We start from the raw sequence: 19,710 nt of genomic DNA, 5'->3' as shown, positions 1-19,710 counted from the left end.
TGCTCATGCCGCCGGGCACCGTTACTCATCGGGACGCTTCGCCGTTGGGAGCCGGTGGCGCGGCGTCGAAGACAGCTTCTGGGGATTTCGTTTGCTCATCGCTCGTCCAGTGCCCTCGCGGGCCATGCCGCCTGCTCATTCCCGCCGGCCGGATCTCGTCCGGGCGTTCGCGGTGGTGGCGGCAGTGCTGGCGGCGATGCTCACGCTAGGGGCGGCGCCTGCCCGCGCGCTGGAGGCGGTGGCGATCCGGCTCGATGCCCCGGTGATCGACCTCGCCCCCGCCATCGAGCGGCGCACCAGCGACAATGACCGGCTGCAGGTGTCCACCGTGCCCGGCGCCGACGGCATCGTCCGCCGCATCGAGGTCCGCTCGGTGGTGCCGGGGCCGCATGGCAACAAATGGGCGGTCTTCGCCCTCGCCAACAACACCGACGAGCAGGTCGACCGGCTGATCGTCGCCCCGCATTACCGCATGGTCGGCTCCGGCGTGCTGTGGCCGGATCTCGGCAATCGCCGCATCCTCAACGTCACCACCAGCCAGGGTTTCCGGCCGGAACTGCAGAACGCGCCGGATGCCGACGTGTTCTTCCTGACACTCGACCCCGGCACCACGGTGACGCTGGTGGCCGAGCTCGGCGATGGCGGGCTGCCGCAGCTCTATCTCTGGGAGCCGGAGGCCTACAAGGACAAGGTCAACAGCTTCACCCTCTATAATGGCATCGTCATCGGCATTGCCGGCCTGCTCGCCCTGTTTCTCACCATCCTGTTCGTGGTGAAGGGAAGCGCCATGTTCCCGGCGGCGGCGGCGCTGGCCTGGGCGGTGCTGGGCTATATCGGCCTCGATTTCGGCTTCTGGTCGAAAGTGTTCGGCATCTCGCCGCTGGCGCAGCAATTCTGGCGCGCGGCCGGCGAGGCGATCCTCGCCGCGACGCTGGTGGTGTTCCTGTTCGCCTATCTCAACCTCAATCGCTGGCATGTGCGCTACGCCCATGTCACCGCCGGCTGGCTGGTGTTCCTCGCCGCCATTGTCGGCCTCGCCCTGCTCGACCCCTCCGCCGCGGCCGGCATTGCCCGGCCCTCGCTGCTCGTCGTCTCCTTCATGGGCTTCGGCGTGGTGGTGTGGCTGGCGCTGCACCGCTACGACCGCGCCGTGCTCATCATCCCCACCCTGCTTCTGCTCGTCGTGTGGGTGATCACCGCCGGCATGGCGGTGTCCGGGCGCATCGGCAATGATCTCGTCGCCCCGGCGCTGCTCGGCGGTCTGGTGCTGATCGTGATGCTGATCGGCTTCACCGTGATGCAACACGCCTTTGCCGGCATCGGCTCGGTGGCCGGCAGCGCGCAGGAACTGGAGCGCCGGGCGCTCGCCGTGGCGGGCTCGGGCGACATCGTCTGGGACTGGGATGTCGATACCGACCGCATCCATGTCAGCCCGGAGGCCGAGCATATGCTGGGTCTCAAGCAGGGCACGCTGGAAACCGAGGCCGCCGGCTGGCTCGACATCATCCATCCCGGCGACCGCGACCGCTTCCGCGCCACGCTGGACGGGCTGCTCGACCAGCGGCGCGGGCGCATCGACCAGGATTTCCGCCTGCGCGCGCATGACGGCCACTATCTCTGGTTCAACCTGCGCGCCCGCCCGGTGGTCGGCACCGATGGCGAGGTGGTGCGCTGCATCGGCACGCTTTCCGATGTCACCGACAGCCGCACCGCCGAGGAGCGGATGCTGCATGATGCGGTGCATGACAACCTGACCGGCCTGCCCAATCGCGAGCTTTTCCTCGACCGCATCGCCGCCGCCAACGGCCTGGCGCGCAGCGACGACCAGATCCGCCCGACGGTCCTGCTGATCGACCTCGACCGCTTCAAGCAGGTCAACGCCACCCTCGGCATGCCGGCCGGCGATTCCATCCTGCTCACCGTTGCCCGCCGCCTGATGCGGCTCGTCAAGCAGCAGGACACGCTGGCTCGCCTCGGCAGCGATCATTTCGCGCTGATCCTGCTGTCCGAACGCGATCCCGAACGCATCACCGCCTTCGCCGACACGCTGCGCCGCACGCTGCGCGCGCCCATCACCTTCGGCGACCGCGAAATCTTCATCACCGCCTCCATCGGCCTGTTGCTGGCCGACGGCCAGAAGCGCACCCCGGTGGAGACGCTCAAGGACGCGGAACTGGCGATGTATTTCGCCAAGCGCGTCGGCGGCGACCGCATCGAGGTGTTCCGTCCCAACATGCGGACGCAGAAGCTCGACCGGCTGACCATGGAGCAGGACCTGCGCCAGGCCCTGCAACGCGCCGAGATCAGCGTGCTCTACCAGCCCATCGTCGATCTCACGACGCGGCGCATTGCCGGCTTCGAATCGATGATGCGCTGGCAGCACCCGACGCTGGGCACGTTGACCCCCGACGATTTCCTCGGCCTCGCCGAGGATTCGGGGCTCATCGTCGATCTCGGCCTGTTCGTGCTCGACACCGCCGCGCGCCAGCTGGGCGTGTGGCAGCGTTCGCTGCGCGGCGAGCCGATCTTCATCTGCGTCAACATCTCCTCCCGGCAGATGCTGCGGCACGATTTGCTGCAGGATTTGAAGGCGGTGCTTGCCCGCAATGTCGTCGCGCCCGGCACGCTGAAGCTGGAGCTGTCGGAATCGCTGGCGATGGAGAACCCGGAATACACCTCGCAGATCCTCACGCGGATGCGCGACCTCGACGCCGGCCTCACGCTGGAGGATTTCGGCTCCGGCTACTCGGCACTGGCCTATCTCCAGCGTTTCCCCTTCGACAGCATCAAGGTCGACCGCACCTTCACCAAGGCGCTCGGCCGCAGCGGCAACAAGGCGCAGCGCCCCATCATCCTGCGCACCATCGTCAACATGGCGCATGATCTCGGCATGGACATCATCGCCCAGGGCGTCGAGACCGAGCAGGTCGCCGCGGCGCTCGGCAAGCTCGGCTGCCGCTATGGCCAGGGCCGGTTCTTCGGCGAGGCGCTGACCGCCGACGAGGCGCGCAAGCGCCTACAGCCGGAACAGCCGCCGACCTCGCTGCTGGAGCGCGGCCGCCAGCTCTCCCGCGGTGCGCGCGCGGCCACCACCCCACCGCCGGTTCCCTCGGCCGCTACCCGCCCCGCCAGCGCTGCCGAAGCCGCGCAGCGTGCGGCCCGGCCGGCCGCCTCGACGGCGACGCCCGCAGCGGCGCCCGCCGGTGCCGCGCCGGCCCCCGTGGCCGCGCGCCCCGCCGCCACAACGGCAGCTGTGGCGCCCACACAGACACCGAATTCCTGACGCCGATCCTTCTGAAAAACGCGTGGCGCGAGGGGCGCGCCGCCTCAGGCGTGGCCTGCCTCGGCGGACAGCATGCCGGGATCGATGCCGATCTTGCGCAAAGCAAGATCATATTTCGCGCCGGCCTCGGCCTCGAACACCAGCGCCGGGTCGGCCGGGCAATGCAGCCAGCCATTCTGCTGGATCTCGTTCTCCAGCTGCCCCGGCGCCCATCCGGCATAGCCGAGCGCCAGCATGGCGAAGGCCGGCCCGCTGCCCGCCGCCATCGCCCGCAAAATGTCGAGCGTGGCCGTCAGGCAGAAGCCGTCGTCAATCGGCAGGGTGGAATCCTGGATGAAGAAATCGGCGCTGTGCAGCACGAAGCCGCGCCCGGTTTCCACCGGCCCGCCGCGCAGCACCTTCACCCCGCCGGCGCTTTGCGGCAGGTGAATGCGCTCATCCTTCGGAATGACATCGAGCTGCACCAGCAGATCGGGGAAGTTCACATGGGCCGCCGGCTGGTTGACGACGATGCCCATCGCCCCTTCCGGGGAATGGGCGCACAGATAGATCACCGACCGCGCGAAACGCTCGTCGCGCATGCCCGGCATGGCGACCAGCATCTGTCCGTCGAGGAAGGTCCCGCCATCGAGGGCGTCAGGCTTCCGGGGGCGCTCGCGTCCGATCCACATAAAGGGAAGCCTAATCCCCGCCGGGGCATTTTCAAGCCCGCCCGTTAACTGCCTGGCGGCGGCGAAGGCGGCCTCACACGAAAGTGCGCCTTGCACGACTTCCCCACGGGGAGCGGAGAGGCTATCGCCAACACCATGCTGTCTCGTCTGTATCCCTTCGCTGTGTGCTCGCTCGCGCTCGTGCCCGTCGCGGTGCCGGCGCATGCCGGCGACATGTCCTCCTGGTCGGCGCCCGAGGGCACGGCGGCGCGGCTCATCGCCGGCGGAACGCAGGGTGACGCGCTGCTGGGCGGCGTCGAAATCCGCCTGCCGCCTGGTCTCAAAACCTATTGGCGCTATCCCGGCGACAGCGGCGTGCCGCCGCATTTCGACTGGACGGGCTCGCAGAATGTCGAGGCGGTCGAGGTGCTCTGGCCGGCCCCGGCGCGGTTCGACGATGGCGGCTCCTACTCCATCGGCTACAAGCATGACGTGGTGCTGCCGCTGCGGATCACGCCGAAGGACCGCGCTCAGCCGGTCGAACTGAAGCTCAATCTCGATTTCGCCGTGTGCGGCAAGATCTGCCAGCCGGCCAATGCCGCGCTCGATCTCGCTTTGCCGCCCGGCGGTGCCGGCACTCCTTCCGCGGCGCTGGCCCAGGCCCTCGCCCGCGTGCCGCGCCCGGCTCCCCTCGGCGGAAAGGGCGAGCCCGGCATCGCCGCCGCCAAGCTGGAGCGCAGCGCGGAAACGCCGGCCATCCGGATCGTCGCCGATGTCGACAACGCCGCCACCTCCGATCTCTTCGTCGAAGGGCCGAACGAGGACTGGGCGCTGCCGCTGCCCGTGCGCGAGACCGGCCCGGACGGGCGCACCGTCTTCACGCTCCCGGTCGATGGCGTGCCCAAGGGCGCGGATGTCGCCACCGCCACGCTTCGCTTCACGCTTGTTGATGGCGACCGGGCGATCCAGGTGGACGCGCCGCTTTCCGCGCACTGAACCCGCTTCCCGCCTCGCGGGAAATCGCTATGGTACCGACCGAACCGGACCCTGCGGCAGCCGGCTCGGCGCGGCGCTTCGGCGGGTCCGTTCCCACCCCTTACCGCCCTATGAAAGGACGTTTCCATGACGATCAAGGTTGGCGATCAGCTCCCCAGCGTTACCTTCCGGGTGGCCACCGAGGACGGCCCGGTGCCGAAGAGCACCGATGAAATCTTCAAGAACAAGAAGGTCGTGCTATTCGCCGTTCCCGGCGCCTTCACGCCCACCTGCCACAAGAACCACCTGCCGAGCTTCATCGCCCGCGCGGAAGAGATTCTCGCCAAGGGCGTCAGCACCATCGCCGTCACCGCGGTGAACGATCCCTTCGTCATGGCGGCGTGGGAGAAGGCCTCCAATGCCGGCGGCAAGATCGTGTTCTTGTCGGATGGCAATGCCGAATTCGCCAAGGCCATCGGCCTCGATTTCGACGCGGCGGCGGCGGGCCTCGGCGTGCGCTCCAAGCGCTATTCCATGCTGGTCGATGACGGCGAGGTGCTGGTCCTCAATGTCGAGGACGTGCCGAGCAAGGCCGACAAGACCAACGCCGACGTGCTGCTCACCCAGTTCTGAGCCGTTCAAGACGGGATTCCGGCCGGGCGTGCCCGTGCCGGAATTTCCCGCGAGGGGTGAGACCACCGCCGCTCAGGCGATGATGTCGGGGCAGATCTGGTCCTCGATATAACCGATGCGGTCGCGCAGCTGCAGCTTGCGCTTCTTGAACCGCGCCAGCTGGAGCTGGTCGCTGCCCGGCATATCCTGCAGCGCCTGGATCGCGACATCCAGATCACGGTGTTCCTGCCGCAAGCGCTCCAGAACAGCCAGGAGCTCGCGTTCCTCTTCCGCCGTCATTTGTGTCAAACGCCCGACCCGAACCCGACTCATCCCCGGCACGGCCGAGGTCGGGCACGAGTATCGCCGCCCCTGCGGCCGGCCGCAACCGCCGGGCTCCCGACACTGTGAGCGACCGCGCTGCGGTGCAGCACATCCTTTCGTCGACAGCCCCGCACTCTCGTGACAGACTGATGACGTTCGCATCGGAAGACAGGAGATACTGTCCATGACCATGCAGTCGCATGTTGCCGAGTTGGAACGTCGCCATCAGGCACTCGAAAAGCAATTGCGGGAAGAGACGACCCGCCCCGCGACCGACGCTACCCGCATCGCCGATCTCAAGCGGCGCAAGCTGCTCCTCAAGGACGAAATCGCCCGCTGCAAGAGCGGCACGGTACATTAAGGCCCTCACCCCACCCGCGTGACACAGAAGAGCACGGACGACCGCCGTTCCAGGCCGCGTGTCTGAGAACGGCGCTCGCTGCACGTGCGTCCATGCCTGCCATGTCGCCTCGGCGCCGGGGTGCCGTCCCGGCGCAACCCTTTCATTGACATGACCACGCGGTCGCCGGCTTTACCGTCGGCGACCTGCTTATGTGCCCGCGCGGACGCGAGCCGCGCGGGCACACGCGCGTCATGTCCTCGACGAAGGGCGTAAGCATTTCAGCGTCTTGCCAGACGCGCGCGAAAGGCGAAATCTCGCAGCAACAAAAACCTGCTCGACAGGAAATCTGCTCTGGGAGACGCCCGCATGTCCGCTGCCGCCAGCCGCTATCCGTCCCTCCATGCCCGTTCCATCGCCGATCCCGAGGGCTTCTGGCGCGAGGCCGCCCGTGCCATCGACTGGGTGAGCGAGGGCGCGCGCGTCTTCGATCCCGCGCTCGGCATTTACGGCCGCTGGTTTCCCGGCTGGACCACCAATGTCTGTCACAATGCGGTCGACCGCTATGCGGATGGCGGGCGCGGCGCCCAGCCGGCGATTTTCTATGACAGCCCGGTGGCCGGCGCGCAGCGCAGCGTGACCTATGCCGAGCTGAAGGACGAGGTGAGCCTGCTCGCCGGCGTGCTGCGCGAACTCGGTGTCGGCAAGGGCGACCGCGTCGTCATCTACATGCCGATGATCCCGGAAGCGGTGTTCGCCATGCTGGCCTGCGCCCGCATCGGCGCGGTGCATTCCGTGGTGTTCGGCGGTTTTGCCGCCGCCGAACTGGCCAGCCGGATCGAAGACGCGCAGCCCAAGGTCGTGCTGTCTGCCTCCTGCGGCATCGAACCCTCACGGCTGGTGCAGTACAAGCCGCTGCTCGACCTCGCCCTCAGCATGGCGAAGCACCGGCCGGAAGCCTGCCTCATCTTCCAGCGGCCGCAGGTCGAGGCCAAGCTGGTCGCCGGCCGCGATCATGACTGGGCCACGCGCTGCGCGCAGGCGCGCGCCGCCGGCACACGGGCCGACTGCGTGCCGGTCGAGGCCACCGACCCGCTCTACATCCTCTATACCTCGGGCACGACCGGCAAGCCGAAGGGCGTGGTGCGCGACAGCGGCGGCTACATGGTGGCGCTGCGCTGGTCCATGGAAGGGCTCTATGATGTGCGCCCGGGCGAGGTCTATTGGTCGGCCTCGGATATTGGCTGGGTGGTCGGCCATTCCTACATCATCTATGCGCCGCTGCTTACCGGCTGCACCACCGTGCTTTATGAGGGCAAGCCGGTCGGCACCCCGGATGCCGGCGCCTTCTGGCGGGTGATCGAGCAGTACAAGGTGGTGGCGCTGTTCACCGCGCCCACCGCCCTACGCGCGATCAAGAAGGAAGACCCGGAAGGCCGGCTGATGGGCGACTATGACCGCTCCAGCCTGCGCACCCTGTTCCTCGCGGGCGAACGCGCGGACCCCGATACGGTGGAATGGGCCAAGGCCCGGCTCGGCGTGCCCGTGGTCGATCACTGGTGGCAGACGGAGACGGGCTGGGCGATCGCCGGCAATCCCGTCGGCCTCGGTGCCCTGCCGATCCGCGTCGGCTCCACCGGCGTGCCGATGCCGGGCTATCAGGTCGACATTCTCGATGAAGGCGGCCACCCGGTCGGACCCGACCGCATGGGCTCCATCGCCATCAAGCTGCCGCTGCCGCCCGGCTGCCTGCCGACGCTCTGGCGGCAGGACGAGCGCTTCCGCGAGAGCTACCTCATCGACTTCCCCGGCTATTACAAGACGGCGGATGCCGGCTTCACCGATGCCAATGGCCAACTCTTCATCATGGGCCGCACCGACGACATCATCAATGTCGCGGGCCACCGCCTCTCCACCGGCGGCATGGAGGAAGTGCTGGCGGCCCATGCCGATGTCGCGGAATGCGCGGTCATCGGCATTCATGACGAGCTGAAGGGCGAGGTGCCCTGCGGCTTCGTGGTGCTGAAGGCGGGCGTGGCGCGCTCACCCGCCGATATCGAACAGGAAATCGTCGCGCTGGTGCGCGAGCGCATCGGCCCGGTGGCGGCGTTCCGGCTCGCCATCACCGTCAACCGGCTGCCGAAGACGCGCTCGGGCAAGATTCTGCGCGGCACGATGAAGAAGATCGCCGACGCCGAGCCGTGGAACATGCCCGCCACCATCGACGATCCCGCCGCGCTGGACGAGATCGCCGCCGCGCTCGGCGCGCGCGGCCTCGCCAAGGTGACGGCCGCTTAAGGCGCGCGCCGGCACATGAAAAAGCCCGGGGCGATGGCGCTCCGGGCTTCTTTCATTCAGGCGGCAGCCGGCAAAAGGCGGCTCATTCCTCGTCGTCGGCCTCGCTCTTGCGCGAGCCGCCGAGCTTGGCGAACACGGTTTCGAGGTCGATCGCTTCCTCGCGCGGCTTGCGGCTGGGCACGAAGGGCTCCGGCCCGTCGCCGACCGACAGGTCGACCGGCAGCAGCGTCGTCTCGTCGCCGACCGGGGCTACCGAGGCGGGGCGGTCCTTGGAGGAGCGCTGCACCTCGATATCGAGGTCGATCTGCGAGCACAGGCCCAGCGTCACCGGGTCCATCGGCGTCAGATGCGCCGCGTTCCAGTGGGTGCGCTCCTTGATCGACTCGATGGTCGTCTTGGTCGTGCCCACCAGACGCATGATCTGGCTGTCCTTCAGCTCCGGGTGGTTGCGCAGCAGCCAGAGAATGGCGTTGGGGCGATCCTGGCGCTTCGACACCGGGGTGTAGCGCGGGCCACGGCGGCGCTTGGGCTCCGGCAGGCGCACCTTGGACTCGAGCAGCTTCAGCCGGTGATGGGGGTTCTTCTCCGCGCGCTCGATTTCCTCGCGGGCGAGCTGGCCCGTGGTGATCGGATCGCTGCCCTTGATTCCCTGCGCCACCTCGCCATCGGCGATACCCTTCACTTCCAGCACGTGCAGCTTACAAAAGTCCGCGATCTGGTCGAAGGTCAGGGCGGTATTCTCGACCAGCCACACGGCGGTGGCCTTCGGCATCAGGGGGGCGTTCGCCATGGGACGCAGCTCCATCGAGTGGGGCGCCGGGCGGGCGGTGAAACCGAGCCGGCGTGCAGATTTCGGGTCTTCGGCCGCGCAAAAGTCTCCCCGCGCCCACCACCCGGAGGGGCGGAGCCTCGGACCGTCTCGCGATGACCGGGATGGCGTGAATATAAGCCCGCGCGCGCCGTCCTGCAAATCCAAAGACGCAGCCCATGGGGTAGCGGTTGCATTCCCCCGCTGCTAGCGTCCGCGCCCCCCCACAAATAAGGATGACGCGATGAAGCCTGTTCGAGTTCTCACCGCCGCCACCCTCTTCTTCACCGCTGTCACCGGCGCCTTCGCGCAGGAGGCCGCGCGCGAAATGCCGGGCACGGGCGAGCTGTCCCGCATCAGCGGCGGCACCTACACCGTCGACCCCGACCATACCCAGATCGTCTGGACGGTCGACCACATGGGCATCACCCCGCTCGCCGGCATGTTCGGCGCCTCCGCCGGCACGCTGGTGCTCGACCCCAGCAAGCCGGACGACGCGAAGCTGGAAGTCACCATCCCGATGGCGGGGCTGCGCGTCACCTCGGAAGAGTTCGCCACCCATCTCGCCAGCCCGGATCTCCTCGACACGGCGAAATTCCCCACCGCGACCTTCAAATCCTCGAAGATCACGGTGGAGGGCAGCGACGCCACCATCGAGGGCGAGCTGACGCTGCATGGCGTGACCAAGCCGGTCACCATGGATGTGAGCTTCTTCGGCGCCGGCATCAACCCGATGACCAAGGTGGAGAATATCGGCTTCACCGGCACCACCGAGATCAAGCGCAGCGATTTCGGCCTCGGCTATGGCGTGCCCGCCATCTCCGACGAGGTGGCGCTCGATATCGTCGCCGCCTTCATCAAGCAGCCCTGACCGGGCCGCGCTTGACAGCGCGGGCCTCGGCACCCATGACGGTGGCGAGGCCCCGCTGGACCCTGCGATGACCGCCGAAAAACCTGTTCTCCGCGTCCTACTCTGTGCCCCGCGCGGCTTCTGCGCCGGGGTCGTGCGCGCCATCGACGCGGTGGAGCGGGCGCTGGAGATGTACGGCCCGCCGGTCTATGTGCGCCACGAGATCGTGCACAACAAATATGTGGTGGAAGGGCTGAAAGCGAAGGGCGCGGTCTTTGTCGAGGAACTCGACGAAGTGCCCGCGGGCACCGCGGCCCCGGTCATTTTCTCCGCCCATGGCGTCGCCCGCTCGGTTCCCGAGGACGCCGCCCGGCGCAACTTCTTCGCCATCGACGCGACCTGCCCGCTGGTGACCAAGGTGCACCGCGAGGCGACCGTCCATTACAAGCGCGGCCGCGAGGTCGTGCTCATCGGCCATGCCGGCCACCCCGAGGTGATCGGCACCATGGGCCAGCTGCCCGAGGGCGCGGTGTCGCTGGTGGAGACCGCCGAGCAGGCGCGCCGCTTCCAGCCCCGTGACCCCGGCAATCTCGCCTTCACCACCCAGACCACGCTCTCTATCGACGACACCGCCGAGATCGTCGCCATCCTGCGCGAACGCTTCCCCGCCATGGTGGCGCCGCACAAGGAAGACATCTGCTACGCCACCACCAACCGGCAGGAAGCGGTCAAGCGCGTCGCGCCCGAGGTGGACGCGATGATCGTCGTCGGCGCCCCCAACTCCTCGAACTCCCAGCGCCTGCGCGAGGCGGCCGAGCGTGCCGGCTGCCGCCACGCGGCACTGGTGCAGCGGGCCAGCGAAATCGACTGGGAGTGCTTCGGCGCCATCACCTCGCTCGGCGTCAGCGCCGGCGCCTCCGCCCCGGAAGTGCTGGTGGAGGAAATCCTCGACGCCTTCGCCGCCCGCTACACGCTGGCGGTGGAGACGGTGCACAACGCCCATGAGGACGTGTTCTTCCCGCTGCCCCGGCAGCTCCGCTCCGATGCTGCCGAATAGGCTCGACCCGTCCCATGGCCGTTTACACCGACGTTTCCCCGGAAGAGCTCGAAGCCTTCCTCGCCACCTATGACATCGGCCGCCTGCGGGCCTTCAAGGGCATCGCCGAGGGGGTGGAGAATTCCAACTACCTGCTGCAGACCGAGGCGGGCAGCTTCATCCTGACGCTGTACGAGAAGCGCGTTAACCCGGCCGACCTGCCCTTCTTCGTCGGGTTGATGGAGCATCTGGCGACGCGCGGCATCGACTGCCCGCAGCCGGTGCGCAACCGCGACGGCGTGGCGCTCGGCCGGCTGGCGGGACGGCCGGCGCTGATCGCCACCTTCCTCGTCGGCACCTCGGTGCGCCGCCCCGGCGTTGCCCATTGCGCCGCGCTCGGCGCCGCTTTGGCCGGGCTGCACAAGGCCGGCGCCGACTTCACCGCCTTTCACCGGGCCAATGCGCTCTCGGTCGCCGGCTGGCGGCCGCTCTTCGAGCAGGCGGACGAGCGGGCGGACACCGTGGCGCCGGGGCTCTCCGCCCTCATCGCCGATGAACTCGCCGTGCTGGAAGCGCGCTGGCCGACCGGCCTGCCGGCCGGCGTCATCCATGCCGATCTGTTCCCAGACAATGTGTTCTTCACCGATGGGCGGCTGTCGGGGCTGATCGACTTCTATTTCGGCTGCAACGACCTTCTCGCCTATGATGTCGCCATCTGCCTGAACGCCTGGTGCTTCGAGCCGGACGGCGCCTTCAACCAGACCAAGGGCCGCGCCTTGCTCGCCGCCTATCAGGCCGAGCGGCCTCTCGGGTCTGACGAGATCGCCGCCCTGCCGCTGCTGGCGCGCGGCGCCGCGCTGCGCTTCCTGCTCACCCGCCTGGTCGACTGGCTGAATGTGCCGCCCGGCGCGCTGGTGCGCCCGCATGATCCGCTGGAATATCTGCGCAAGCTGCGCTTCCACCGCTCGGTGACCAGCCCGCGCGACTATGGCGTGCTGGAAGGCGACGCCGCGTGAAGACCGCTCCCGGCACCGCCCGCATCTTCGCCGACGACGCGGCAAAGGACGCTCCCAAGGACGCCCCGAAGGGTATCGTCGCCATCTGGACCGACGGCGCCTGCTCCGGCAATCCCGGCCCCGGCGGCTGGGGCGCGATTCTGCGCTATGCCGGTTCGGAGAAGGAACTTTCGGGAGGCGAATCCCCCACCACCAATAACCGCATGGAGCTGATGGCGGCGATCTCCGCTTTGGAGGCGCTGAAGCGCCCCTGCACGGTCGATCTGCACACCGACAGCGAATATATGCGCAACGGCATCACCAAGTGGATCGCCGGCTGGAAGCGCAATGGCTGGCGCACCGCCGACAAGAAGCCGGTGAAGAATGTCGATCTGTGGGAGCGCCTTGAAGCCGCCATCGCCCGGCACGACATTCGCTGGCACTGGGTCAAGGGCCATGCCGGCGACGAGATGAACGAGCGCGCGGACGAACTCGCCCGCGCCGGCATGGCGCCCTACAAGGCCGCGCGGGGCGCTTACTAGGTCGGGACCGACATCATGACCACACGCCTTGAGGTGCCTACCGGCGCGGTGACGGGCGCCCCTGCCGCGCTGCTGCGTGCCGAGGGCCTCGCCGTCTTCGCCGCCGCGCTGGTGGCCTATGCCGCGCTCGGCGCCAGCTGGTGGCTCTTCGCGGCGCTGATTCTGGCGCCGGACCTCTCGATGCTGGGCTATCTCGCCGGGCCGCGCGCGGGGGCTTTCGCCTACAATGCCGGCCACACCTATGTCGGCCCGGCGCTGCTCGGCGCCCTCGCCTATGGGTTCAGCGCCCCGCTCGCCGGCGCCCTCGCCCTGATCTGGACCGCCCATATCGGGCTCGACCGGCTGCTCGGCTATGGGCTCAAATACAGTGCCGGTTTCGGCCATACACATCTCGGCCGCCTCGGCCGAAACTGAGGAAGGTTCAGGCGGAGACGGCCAGTTGGATTGACAAGGCCCCCTCCGCTCCGCTATCAGCCGGGCCTCAATTTCTGCTGGCGGATCGGGGCGCGGCCATAGGGCGCCGTCTCATGCGCAGGCGCTGTCGATCCGAAGGTTAGTGTCATGAAGATCCGTAACTCGCTCAAGTCGCTGCTCGGCCGTCACCGCGACAACCGTCTGGTGCGCCGCAAGGGCCGCGTCTACATCATCAACAAGACCCAGAAGCGCTTCAAGGCCCGCCAGGGCTGAGCGATGGCCGCTTGGCTTTCGGTCGGCCGCGTTCACGATTTCGCGGCCTTTAGCGGACAATATTGCTCAAGGGCGCCGTGACTCCTAACATGGAGACATGCGCGCCCTTTTTGCTGCCCTCATCCTTGCCGCCGCCCCGCTGGGTGCCTTCGCGCCCGGCGCCTTAGCCCAGACTCCGACCCCGCCCAAGGCGGAGCGGCCCGAGGCTGACGCGCCTGCGGCCAAGCCGGCGGAACCCGACCGCGCCAAGCGGCTCGACGCGCTGTTCGCCGCGCTGAAGGTGGCGCCGGACGACGAATCGGCCAAGGAAATCGCCGCCCGCATCGACGTGGCGCTCACCCCTTCCGGCAGCGACACCGCCGATCTGCTGATGGCCCGCGCCTCGCAGGCGACACAGGCCAAGCAGTTCGACCTCGCGGTGGAACTGCTCGACGGCCTGCTGCGCATCGAGCCGGATTATCTCGAAGCCTGGAACAAGCGCGCCACCATCTTCTTCCTGCGCGAGGACTATTCCGACGCGCTGGTCGATCTGCGCCAGGTCGTCGCCCGCGAGCCGCGCCATTACGGCGCCTGGGCGGGCATCGCCATCATCTGCAAGGAAATCGGCGACGAGAAGCGTGCGCTGGAGGCCGCCCGCCGGGCAATCGCCATTTACCCGCATCTCGACGCGATGGTGGATATGGAGAAGGAACTGGCGATCAAGGTCGAGGGCCGGCCGATCTGAAGCCGGACGGCCAGCTCAGGCTCGCTCGTAATCCACGAAGCTGAAGGCGAATTCGTCCTTCTCGCCCTGGATCGGCCCTTCGCGGCCGGTCTCGCGCCATTCCTCGCGCGCGAAGGCGGGGAAATGCACGTCGCCCTCGGGCTTGCCATGCACCTCGGTCAGGCGCAGCCGCGTGGCATGGGGAAAGGCCTGCGCATAAATCTGCGCGCCGCCGACCACCGCCATCTCGTCGACCCCGAGCCGCAAAGCCTCCTGCGCCCCACGTTCCAGCGCGGCACCGAGCGAAGAGACCACCAGCACGCCCTCCGGCGGGCGGAAGCCGGTGTCGCGGGTGATGACGAGGCTGGTGCGCCCCGGCAGCGGCTTGCCGATGGATTCGAAAGTCCGCCGCCCCATCAGGATCGGCTTGCCCCAGGTGATCGCCCGAAAGCGCTTGAGATCGCCGGATATGTGCCAGGGCAGCGCCTCGCCGCGCCCGATCACGCCGTTCTCCGCCACGGCGGCAACCAGTGTGAGAACGGTCATGCTCCCCTCCCGCGCAGCAGCGCCAGGGCCGTGTCCGCCGCCGCAAGGCCGGTCTGGTGCGCGCCATGGGCGGTGGAATAAGCGTGGGGCGAGGAGGCCTCGCCGGCGAACAGAAGCCGATCCCCCAGCGGGTGCTCCAGCGTCTGCGTCAGCCGCGCCCGAACAGGGGCGAAACCCGGGAGGGCGCAGCTATAGCCGCCGCCGATCAGGGGATCGGCCACCCAGCCTGTGGTAGCGACGCCGGCGACATGTTTTTCGATGTCGGCGCCGAATGCGTCCTTGAGTGCGGCCAGGGCGAAGTCGCGCATCGCCGCCGGCCCGGCCGTCACCAGCGCCGCCGCATTCGCCCCGCCGAGCTGGGCGATGGCCATGGGGTGGCCGAACGGATTGAGGGTGAAATTGACCGGCTTGCGCGCCGGGTCGCGCCGATCCAGCGTGTCGATATAGCTGGTCGGCTCGGCTCCGAACACGTCGCGGTCGAACAGGAAGGCCACCTTTTCCGCCGCGCCCAGCGGCAGCGCCTCGAACGCCTCCGCGAGATCGGGCGGCAGCAGCGGCGCGAAGCCGAGCCCGCCGCGCGCGATCACCGAGGTCGGCACCGCGACGATGGCGAGCCGGGCCGTGACCGTTCCGCGCGAAGTGGCAAGGCTCACGCCCTGTCCCGACCAATCGACGGTGGAAACCGCGCAGCCGGTAACGATGGGGAGGTCCGGCGCCTCCCGGGCGGCGAGCGCCTGCACCAGGGCGCCATAGCCCTTTTCGACCGGATAGTTTTCGCCCGTGTCGGAGTAGGCGGCATAGTCGAGCGTGGAGAGCCGCTCCGGCTCGGCGGCCGAGAGCAGGGTCAGCCAGTGCCGGGCGAGCCGTGCCCCCTCCGGTGGCAGTGCCAGCCCGGCCAAGACCGCACTGGCGGCGACATCCCGCCCCTCCTCGCCCGCCCTGTGGATGGCGGCGTAGCTGGCCTGAATGGCGTCCCAGATGGTCTCACACTCCACCTCATCGGCCCAATGGTCGCCGAGATGGGTGGCGCGCGCCTTGCGGTTGCCGCGCACGAAATAGGAGAGGCCGAGTTCGTCCGCCGCCGCCCGCAATGGATTCACCGAAGCGGAATGCAGCCAGTGGCAGCCACGATCCCAGGCGACGCCGAAGGTCGTGGTATCGGTGAAGGCCCGCCCGCCGGTGCGCGCGGCCGCTTCCAGCACCAGCACATCCGCCCCCGCCTGCGCCAGCCGCGCGCCAGCAGCCAGGCCGGCCGCGCCCGCGCCGATGACGATCACCTCATGCTGAGCGGTCACGGTCAGGTCCGATATCGGGGAATGAGAGAACGTGAGACCGCCGACGGGCCGGCGACCTCATCACTTCTTGCGGAACGCATCGAGCCGCACGACCTGCGCGCCGCCCGAGCCCCCATCCTTGGGATCCTCGCCGTCGGCGGGAGCAGCGCCCTTGTCGTCGGCCGGCCTGGCATCGGCAGGCTTGCTGTCCAAAGGCTTGCTGTCCCCCGATTTGGCGTCGGAAGACTCGCCTCCGGCAGGCTTCGCCTCGGTCGGCCGGGCAGCCGCTGGAGCAACAGTGGCCGGCTTCGGCGCGGCCTTGCTCTCGGCAGAGACGACGGGCGCCGGCGCGGCTTGCGGCGCTCCGGCCGTTTCCAGCTTCACCACCGGCTCGGCGACGCGGGCGGGGGCGCGGGTGGAGGGAACAGAGGTGGGACGGCCCTCGCCGATCGGTGTCGGCGTCACGACCGTCGGCTCGGCCGGTGTCTCGCCCGCGCCGTCTTCCTCCGCCGTTTCGAACTGCAGCCCGAACTTGACCGAAGGGTCGAAAAAGCCCTTCAGCGCCGCGTAAGGCACATGCAGGCGCTCGGGAATGCCGTTGAAGGACAGGCCAACCTCGAAGAATTGGTCGGTGACGATCAGGTCCCAGAACTGATGCTGGAGAACGATCGTCATCTCTTCGGGATAACGCTCCTTCAGCCGCGGCGAGATTCGTACCCCGGCTGCGCGCGTGTCGAAGGAAAGATAAAGATGGTGCTCGCCGGGCAAGCCGTCGCGGGCGACATCGGTAAGGACGCGGCCAACGACGCCGCGCAACGCATCCTGCACCAGCAGGTCATATCGGATCAGATCGACGCTCATGCTCGCAATGAACCCGATTCCAGTCCTGACTGCCAGTAGGACGTGAGAAGGAAGTGCAGGCTTCTGTTGCCAGGTGCCTGCGAACCCCGCCTCACGGTGCTACCCGTTTGGACTTATTTTCCGTAGATCAAACCGCTCACGCGGCCTGAGCAACCGGAGCATAGTTGTCGTTGGCAACTATATGTTTGGTCCGATGACGGCGGTACCATGCCGGGCGAAAGAAGACCCTTTACGCTCTCGTCGATCCTGTTTCGCCCCCGCCGCAGCCCACTTGCCGATGGGCTCCGGTGGAGGCGCCGGGTACTGCCCCCGGGTCCGAAGAGTTTATTACGGTGTCCGTTTATCGCCATAGCCGGCTTGCGCCGGCAATCCGAATATAGGCGTTCGTCCCGCCGGTTGGAAGGGGGCAGGCGAATCTCCCCGGCCCCGTCCCCGGCCGGCGCCTCACGCCTCGGTCTGGTCGCCGAACTGCAAATGCTCGATCGGGCGATTGCCGCCATTGCTGCCCAGCAACTTTTCCTCGCGTGCGGCAATCTCGGTGCGCAGCGCTTCGATCAGGACCTGGCGCAGCATCTCATAGTCCAGCCGCAGTTCGGAATGGGCGCTGCGCAGTGCCTGCCCTTCGCGCAGCACCAGAGCCGGGGCCGTGTGCGAGTGCTCAACCGTGAAGTCGAGCGGATGCGTGGCATCCTTCTCCAGCAGGTTGAGATGCATGCGCAGGCGGTGCAGTTCGGTGTTGAGCGTGTCGGTGCTCTTGGTCATGGTTTCCTCCCTCAGCATGGCCGCAGGGGACAAGTCGAGCCCCGCCGGAATGTTCCCCGTTACCGCCTCCCGCCGCCGGGTGCCCCCTGGGGATGACGAGGGCGAATGAGGTCTCGCGGATGGGCCTCGGCGGGCTCATATTATATGGAGTGGGCAGGAAAGTTCCGGGACGAACAGCCATGCGGAATTATCACGAGCTTCTGGAACGCGTGCTGCGCGAGGGCGTGCGCAAGGACGACCGCACCGGCACGGGCACGCTTTCCCTCTTCGGCCACCAGATGCGCTTCGATCTCGCCGAGGGCTTTCCGCTCGTCACCACCAAGAAGCTGCATCTGCGTTCCATCATCCACGAATTGCTGTGGTTTCTGGCCGGCGACACCAACATCGCCTATCTCAAGGCGAACGGCGTTTCGATCTGGGATGAGTGGGCCGATGACAGGGGCGATCTGGGCCCTGTCTATGGCCATCAATGGCGCTCCTGGCCGGATGGGCGCGGCGGTGTGATCGACCAGATCGCGCAGGTGGTGGCAGATATCCGCCGCAATCCCGATTCGCGCCGGCTCATCGTCTCGGCCTGGAACCCGGCGGACGTGCCGGCCATGGCGCTGCCGCCCTGCCACTGCCTGTTCCAGTTCTATGTGCTGGAGGGCAAGCTCTCCTGCCAGCTCTACCAGCGCTCGGCGGATATCTTCCTTGGCGTGCCGTTCAACATCGCCTCCTATGCGCTGCTCACCCATATGGTGGCGCAGGTGACGGGGTTGCAGCCGGGCGATTTCGTCCACACCTTCGGCGACGCCCACATCTATCTCAACCATCTCGACCAGGTGCACGAACAGCTCTCGCGCGCGCCGCGCCCGCTGCCGCGGCTGAAGCTGAATCCTGACGTGACCGACCTCTTCGCCTTCCGCTTCGAGGACATAGCCATCGAAGGCTACGACCCCCATCCCGCGATCAAGGCACCGGTGGCGGTGTAGGCACATGACCCTCACCCTGCGGCCCGCGCAGCCCGACGATGCCGCGCTGATCCACGCCTTCGTCTGCGAACTCGCCGACTATGAGAAGCTGCGGCACGAAGTGGAGGCAACGGAAGCGGATTTCGCCCGCGAGCTCTTCGGCCCGCAGCCGCGCGTCTTCTGCGACATCGCGGAATGGGAGGGGGCGCCGGCGGGGTTCGCGCTGTTCTATTATACCTTCTCAACGTTTCGCGGGCGGCAGGGGATCTTCCTTGAGGACATCTATGTCCGCCCGGGCTTTCGCGGGCGCGGCATCGCGCGGGCGCTGATGCGCCGGCTCGCCCGGCGCTGCCTCGACGAAGGGCTCGGGCGTTTCGAGTGGAACGTTCTCGACTGGAACGAGCCCGCGATCCGCTTCTACCGTTCGGTGGGCGCCGTGCCGCTGGATGCCTGGACCATGCAGCGCGTCACCGGCGAGGCGTTGGAACGGCTGGCGCAGGGCTGAGCGCCCCCCCCCCCGCGAAAATGCCGCCGGCACGAGGCCGGCGGCTGACTCTTACCTGAAGAGGAAGCGCGCGTCAGAGCGGCTCGCCATCGGGGCCGTCGGGCCCGTCCGGTCCGTGCTCCATCGGGCCGGGCGGCAGGCGGTGCGGCATCGGGCCATCCGGGCCCTCGCCGCCGGGACCGAAGCGATGCGGCCCGGGGCCGCGTTCATGACCCGGCCCGTGGCGGCCATCGGCCGTGCGCGGATGTTCGATCTGCTTGAACAGAATGGCAAAACGGCGCTGCTGGGAACCGTCGAGCGCGTCATAGAGCGGCGCGGCGGCATCGGCAACCTTCTTCATGGTCTCGCCCCGGCCGATCATCCCGTCGGCCTGCGCGCGCAGCCGCTCGATGACATCGGGACGCTCACCCCTAGGCATCGCCTCCCGCGCCGCGCGGCGTTCGGCCCAGTGCGCGGCGCGCTCCTTGGCGGCGTCCTGCAACGCGGTCTCCAGTGCCGGCCAGAGTTTCTCCTGCTCGGCGTTGAGCCGCAGCCCGGCCTTGAGCGCGGCGATACGTGCATCGCTCATGGCGCCGGCGAATTCGGCCATCTGCTCCGGACTCGGGCGCGCGTGCTCACCCATGCCCGGCTTCGGCGCTGCCACGCCAAAGGTGACACCCGCGAGAAGGGCGGCGGCGGTAGCGGCAATGATCGTGCGTTTCATCGG

General features: G+C 68.2%; 22 protein-coding genes and 1 other RNA gene. 14 read left to right on the top strand and 9 right to left on the bottom strand.

Translation table 11 applies throughout. The annotated features are described in order from the left end of the window. The first annotated feature begins 124 nt into the window (after positions 1 to 124). Positions 125 to 3,283 (top strand): EAL domain-containing protein, encoded by a 3,159-nt coding sequence (locus ACO07Z_RS16050; protein ID WP_421699620.1) that lies wholly within the window; start codon positions 125 to 127, stop codon positions 3,281 to 3,283. A gap of 44 nt (positions 3,284 to 3,327) precedes the next feature. Here ACO07Z_RS16050 and ACO07Z_RS16045 read toward each other — a convergent pair whose 3' ends face one another. Beyond that, a complete protein-coding gene (locus ACO07Z_RS16045; RefSeq protein ID WP_421699619.1) occupies positions 3,328 to 3,954 on the bottom strand; it encodes a YqgE/AlgH family protein in 627 nt (208 codons plus the stop codon). Positions 3,955 to 4,089: 135 nt separating this feature from the next. Between ACO07Z_RS16045 and ACO07Z_RS16040 the strand changes: the two genes are divergently transcribed. Both ACO07Z_RS16040 and ACO07Z_RS16035 read left to right on the top strand, forming a co-directional pair. Then, positions 4,090 to 4,929 (top strand): protein-disulfide reductase DsbD domain-containing protein, encoded by an 840-nt coding sequence (locus ACO07Z_RS16040; protein ID WP_421699618.1) that lies wholly within the window; start codon positions 4,090 to 4,092, stop codon positions 4,927 to 4,929. 126 nt (positions 4,930 to 5,055) lie between these two features. Beyond that, a complete protein-coding gene (locus ACO07Z_RS16035) occupies positions 5,056 to 5,541 on the top strand; it encodes a peroxiredoxin (protein WP_421699617.1) in 486 nt (161 codons plus the stop codon). Positions 5,542 to 5,613: 72 nt separating this feature from the next. Here ACO07Z_RS16035 and ACO07Z_RS16030 read toward each other — a convergent pair whose 3' ends face one another. After that, entirely contained in the window at positions 5,614 to 5,820 is a 207-nt protein-coding gene (locus tag ACO07Z_RS16030; RefSeq protein WP_244450605.1) for a YdcH family protein, read from the bottom strand. A 208-nt stretch (positions 5,821 to 6,028) separates the two neighbouring features. Here ACO07Z_RS16030 and ACO07Z_RS16025 point away from each other — a divergent pair, with 208 nt between their 5' ends. Continuing rightward, positions 6,029 to 6,205, top strand: coding sequence for a YdcH family protein (locus tag ACO07Z_RS16025; RefSeq protein ID WP_244450604.1), 177 nt, complete (start codon positions 6,029 to 6,031; stop codon positions 6,203 to 6,205). A gap of 348 nt (positions 6,206 to 6,553) precedes the next feature. Continuing rightward, the gene (locus ACO07Z_RS16020) at positions 6,554 to 8,482 is read left to right on the top strand and encodes a propionyl-CoA synthetase (protein ID WP_421699616.1); all 1,929 of its coding nucleotides are present in this window, start codon (positions 6,554 to 6,556) and stop codon (positions 8,480 to 8,482) included. Between the two features lie 82 nt (positions 8,483 to 8,564). On the opposite strand, the gene ACO07Z_RS16015 is transcribed toward ACO07Z_RS16020, so the two are convergent. Beyond that, on the bottom strand, positions 8,565 to 9,272 hold the full coding sequence (locus ACO07Z_RS16015) for a DUF1013 domain-containing protein (protein WP_421699615.1): 708 nt from the start codon (positions 9,270 to 9,272) through the stop codon (positions 8,565 to 8,567). Between the two features lie 262 nt (positions 9,273 to 9,534). Between ACO07Z_RS16015 and ACO07Z_RS16010 the strand changes: the two genes are divergently transcribed. The 7 genes from ACO07Z_RS16010 to ACO07Z_RS15980 all read left to right on the top strand — a co-directional run bounded on the left by ACO07Z_RS16010 (position 9,535) and on the right by ACO07Z_RS15980 (position 14,124). Further along, positions 9,535 to 10,161, top strand: a complete 627-nt coding sequence (locus tag ACO07Z_RS16010) for a YceI family protein (RefSeq protein ID WP_421699614.1) — start codon at positions 9,535 to 9,537, stop codon at positions 10,159 to 10,161. 67 nt (positions 10,162 to 10,228) lie between these two features. Further along, a complete protein-coding gene (gene ispH, locus ACO07Z_RS16005; RefSeq protein ID WP_421699613.1) occupies positions 10,229 to 11,197 on the top strand; it encodes a 4-hydroxy-3-methylbut-2-enyl diphosphate reductase in 969 nt (322 codons plus the stop codon). A gap of 14 nt (positions 11,198 to 11,211) precedes the next feature. Continuing rightward, entirely contained in the window at positions 11,212 to 12,192 is a 981-nt protein-coding gene (locus tag ACO07Z_RS16000) for a homoserine kinase (RefSeq protein ID WP_421699612.1), read from the top strand. Then, positions 12,189 to 12,713 carry a ribonuclease HI gene (gene rnhA / locus ACO07Z_RS15995; RefSeq protein WP_421699611.1) on the top strand — a complete coding sequence of 175 codons (525 nt, stop codon included), beginning with the start codon at positions 12,189 to 12,191 and terminating at the stop codon, positions 12,711 to 12,713. Before ACO07Z_RS16000 ends, rnhA begins: the two co-directional genes overlap by 4 nt. A 15-nt stretch (positions 12,714 to 12,728) precedes the next feature. After that, positions 12,729 to 13,127: a DUF4260 domain-containing protein gene (locus ACO07Z_RS15990; RefSeq protein WP_421699610.1), complete on the top strand. Its 399-nt coding sequence runs from the start codon at positions 12,729 to 12,731 to the stop codon at positions 13,125 to 13,127. Between the two features lie 147 nt (positions 13,128 to 13,274). Beyond that, on the top strand, positions 13,275 to 13,400 hold the full coding sequence (gene ykgO / locus ACO07Z_RS15985; protein ID WP_013167868.1) for a type B 50S ribosomal protein L36: 126 nt from the start codon (positions 13,275 to 13,277) through the stop codon (positions 13,398 to 13,400). Between the two features lie 97 nt (positions 13,401 to 13,497). Further along, a complete protein-coding gene (locus tag ACO07Z_RS15980) occupies positions 13,498 to 14,124 on the top strand; it encodes a hypothetical protein (RefSeq protein WP_421699609.1) in 627 nt (208 codons plus the stop codon). A gap of 15 nt (positions 14,125 to 14,139) precedes the next feature. Here ACO07Z_RS15980 and ACO07Z_RS15975 read toward each other — a convergent pair whose 3' ends face one another. From ACO07Z_RS15975 to ACO07Z_RS15955, 5 genes are all read right to left on the bottom strand, one after another. Further along, a complete protein-coding gene (locus ACO07Z_RS15975) occupies positions 14,140 to 14,649 on the bottom strand; it encodes a dihydrofolate reductase (RefSeq protein ID WP_421699608.1) in 510 nt (169 codons plus the stop codon). Next, a complete protein-coding gene (locus ACO07Z_RS15970; RefSeq protein ID WP_421699607.1) occupies positions 14,646 to 15,944 on the bottom strand; it encodes a flavin monoamine oxidase family protein in 1,299 nt (432 codons plus the stop codon). The genes ACO07Z_RS15975 and ACO07Z_RS15970 overlap by 4 nt, the downstream gene beginning before the upstream one ends. Before the next feature lie 60 nt (positions 15,945 to 16,004). After that, positions 16,005 to 16,784, bottom strand: coding sequence for a ClpXP protease specificity-enhancing factor SspB (locus tag ACO07Z_RS15965; RefSeq protein ID WP_421699606.1), 780 nt, complete (start codon positions 16,782 to 16,784; stop codon positions 16,005 to 16,007). Between the two features lie 52 nt (positions 16,785 to 16,836). After that, positions 16,837 to 17,190, bottom strand: a transfer-messenger RNA (tmRNA) gene (gene ssrA / locus ACO07Z_RS15960). A 38-nt stretch (positions 17,191 to 17,228) separates the two neighbouring features. Beyond that, complete coding sequence (locus ACO07Z_RS15955; RefSeq protein ID WP_421699605.1) at positions 17,229 to 17,546, bottom strand: hypothetical protein; 318 nt, start codon at positions 17,544 to 17,546, stop codon at positions 17,229 to 17,231. A gap of 179 nt (positions 17,547 to 17,725) precedes the next feature. Here ACO07Z_RS15955 and ACO07Z_RS15950 point away from each other — a divergent pair, with 179 nt between their 5' ends. Both ACO07Z_RS15950 and ACO07Z_RS15945 read left to right on the top strand, forming a co-directional pair. Next, complete coding sequence (locus ACO07Z_RS15950) at positions 17,726 to 18,520, top strand: thymidylate synthase (protein ID WP_421699604.1); 795 nt, start codon at positions 17,726 to 17,728, stop codon at positions 18,518 to 18,520. Between the two features lie 4 nt (positions 18,521 to 18,524). Further along, entirely contained in the window at positions 18,525 to 19,004 is a 480-nt protein-coding gene (locus ACO07Z_RS15945) for a GNAT family N-acetyltransferase (RefSeq protein ID WP_421699603.1), read from the top strand. Between the two features lie 73 nt (positions 19,005 to 19,077). On the opposite strand, the gene ACO07Z_RS15940 is transcribed toward ACO07Z_RS15945, so the two are convergent. Then, on the bottom strand, positions 19,078 to 19,707 hold the full coding sequence (locus tag ACO07Z_RS15940; RefSeq protein ID WP_421699602.1) for a Spy/CpxP family protein refolding chaperone: 630 nt from the start codon (positions 19,705 to 19,707) through the stop codon (positions 19,078 to 19,080). Between the last annotated feature and the right edge of the window lie 3 nt (positions 19,708 to 19,710).

It is taken from the genome of Ancylobacter sp. (assembly GCF_965229075.1).
Lineage (GTDB): Bacteria > Pseudomonadota > Alphaproteobacteria > Rhizobiales > Xanthobacteraceae > Ancylobacter.
The sequence above is the reverse complement of the archived record's forward strand: the minus strand, read 5'-3'. Positions and strand labels throughout refer to the sequence as shown.

Excerpts from the sequence above, each read along its gene's own strand:
- ACO07Z_RS15950 (WP_421699604.1), top strand. The coding sequence starts at position 17,726 with ATGCGGAATTATCACGAGCTTCTGGAACGCGTGCTGCGCGAGGGCGTG.
- ACO07Z_RS16050 (WP_421699620.1), top strand. The coding sequence starts at position 125 with ATGCCGCCTGCTCATTCCCGCCGGCCGGATCTCGTCCGGGCGTTCGCG.
- ACO07Z_RS16035 (WP_421699617.1), top strand. The coding sequence starts at position 5,056 with ATGACGATCAAGGTTGGCGATCAGCTCCCCAGCGTTACCTTCCGGGTG.
- ACO07Z_RS16000 (WP_421699612.1), top strand. The coding sequence starts at position 11,212 with ATGGCCGTTTACACCGACGTTTCCCCGGAAGAGCTCGAAGCCTTCCTC.
- ACO07Z_RS16020 (WP_421699616.1), top strand. The coding sequence starts at position 6,554 with ATGTCCGCTGCCGCCAGCCGCTATCCGTCCCTCCATGCCCGTTCCATC.
- ACO07Z_RS15975 (WP_421699608.1), bottom strand. The coding sequence starts at position 14,649 with ATGACCGTTCTCACACTGGTTGCCGCCGTGGCGGAGAACGGCGTGATC.
- ispH (WP_421699613.1), top strand. The coding sequence starts at position 10,229 with ATGACCGCCGAAAAACCTGTTCTCCGCGTCCTACTCTGTGCCCCGCGC.
- ACO07Z_RS15965 (WP_421699606.1), bottom strand. The coding sequence starts at position 16,784 with ATGAGCGTCGATCTGATCCGATATGACCTGCTGGTGCAGGATGCGTTG.
- ACO07Z_RS16040 (WP_421699618.1), top strand. The coding sequence starts at position 4,090 with ATGCTGTCTCGTCTGTATCCCTTCGCTGTGTGCTCGCTCGCGCTCGTG.
- ACO07Z_RS15945 (WP_421699603.1), top strand. The coding sequence starts at position 18,525 with ATGACCCTCACCCTGCGGCCCGCGCAGCCCGACGATGCCGCGCTGATC.
- ACO07Z_RS16025 (WP_244450604.1), top strand. The coding sequence starts at position 6,029 with ATGACCATGCAGTCGCATGTTGCCGAGTTGGAACGTCGCCATCAGGCA.
- ACO07Z_RS15990 (WP_421699610.1), top strand. The coding sequence starts at position 12,729 with ATGACCACACGCCTTGAGGTGCCTACCGGCGCGGTGACGGGCGCCCCT.
- ACO07Z_RS16045 (WP_421699619.1), bottom strand. The coding sequence starts at position 3,954 with ATGTGGATCGGACGCGAGCGCCCCCGGAAGCCTGACGCCCTCGATGGC.
- ykgO (WP_013167868.1), top strand. The coding sequence starts at position 13,275 with ATGAAGATCCGTAACTCGCTCAAGTCGCTGCTCGGCCGTCACCGCGAC.
- ACO07Z_RS15955 (WP_421699605.1), bottom strand. The coding sequence starts at position 17,546 with ATGACCAAGAGCACCGACACGCTCAACACCGAACTGCACCGCCTGCGC.
- ACO07Z_RS15980 (WP_421699609.1), top strand. The coding sequence starts at position 13,498 with ATGCGCGCCCTTTTTGCTGCCCTCATCCTTGCCGCCGCCCCGCTGGGT.
- ACO07Z_RS16010 (WP_421699614.1), top strand. The coding sequence starts at position 9,535 with ATGAAGCCTGTTCGAGTTCTCACCGCCGCCACCCTCTTCTTCACCGCT.
- ACO07Z_RS15940 (WP_421699602.1), bottom strand. The coding sequence starts at position 19,707 with ATGAAACGCACGATCATTGCCGCTACCGCCGCCGCCCTTCTCGCGGGT.
- ACO07Z_RS16030 (WP_244450605.1), bottom strand. The coding sequence starts at position 5,820 with ATGACGGCGGAAGAGGAACGCGAGCTCCTGGCTGTTCTGGAGCGCTTG.
- ACO07Z_RS16015 (WP_421699615.1), bottom strand. The coding sequence starts at position 9,272 with ATGGCGAACGCCCCCCTGATGCCGAAGGCCACCGCCGTGTGGCTGGTC.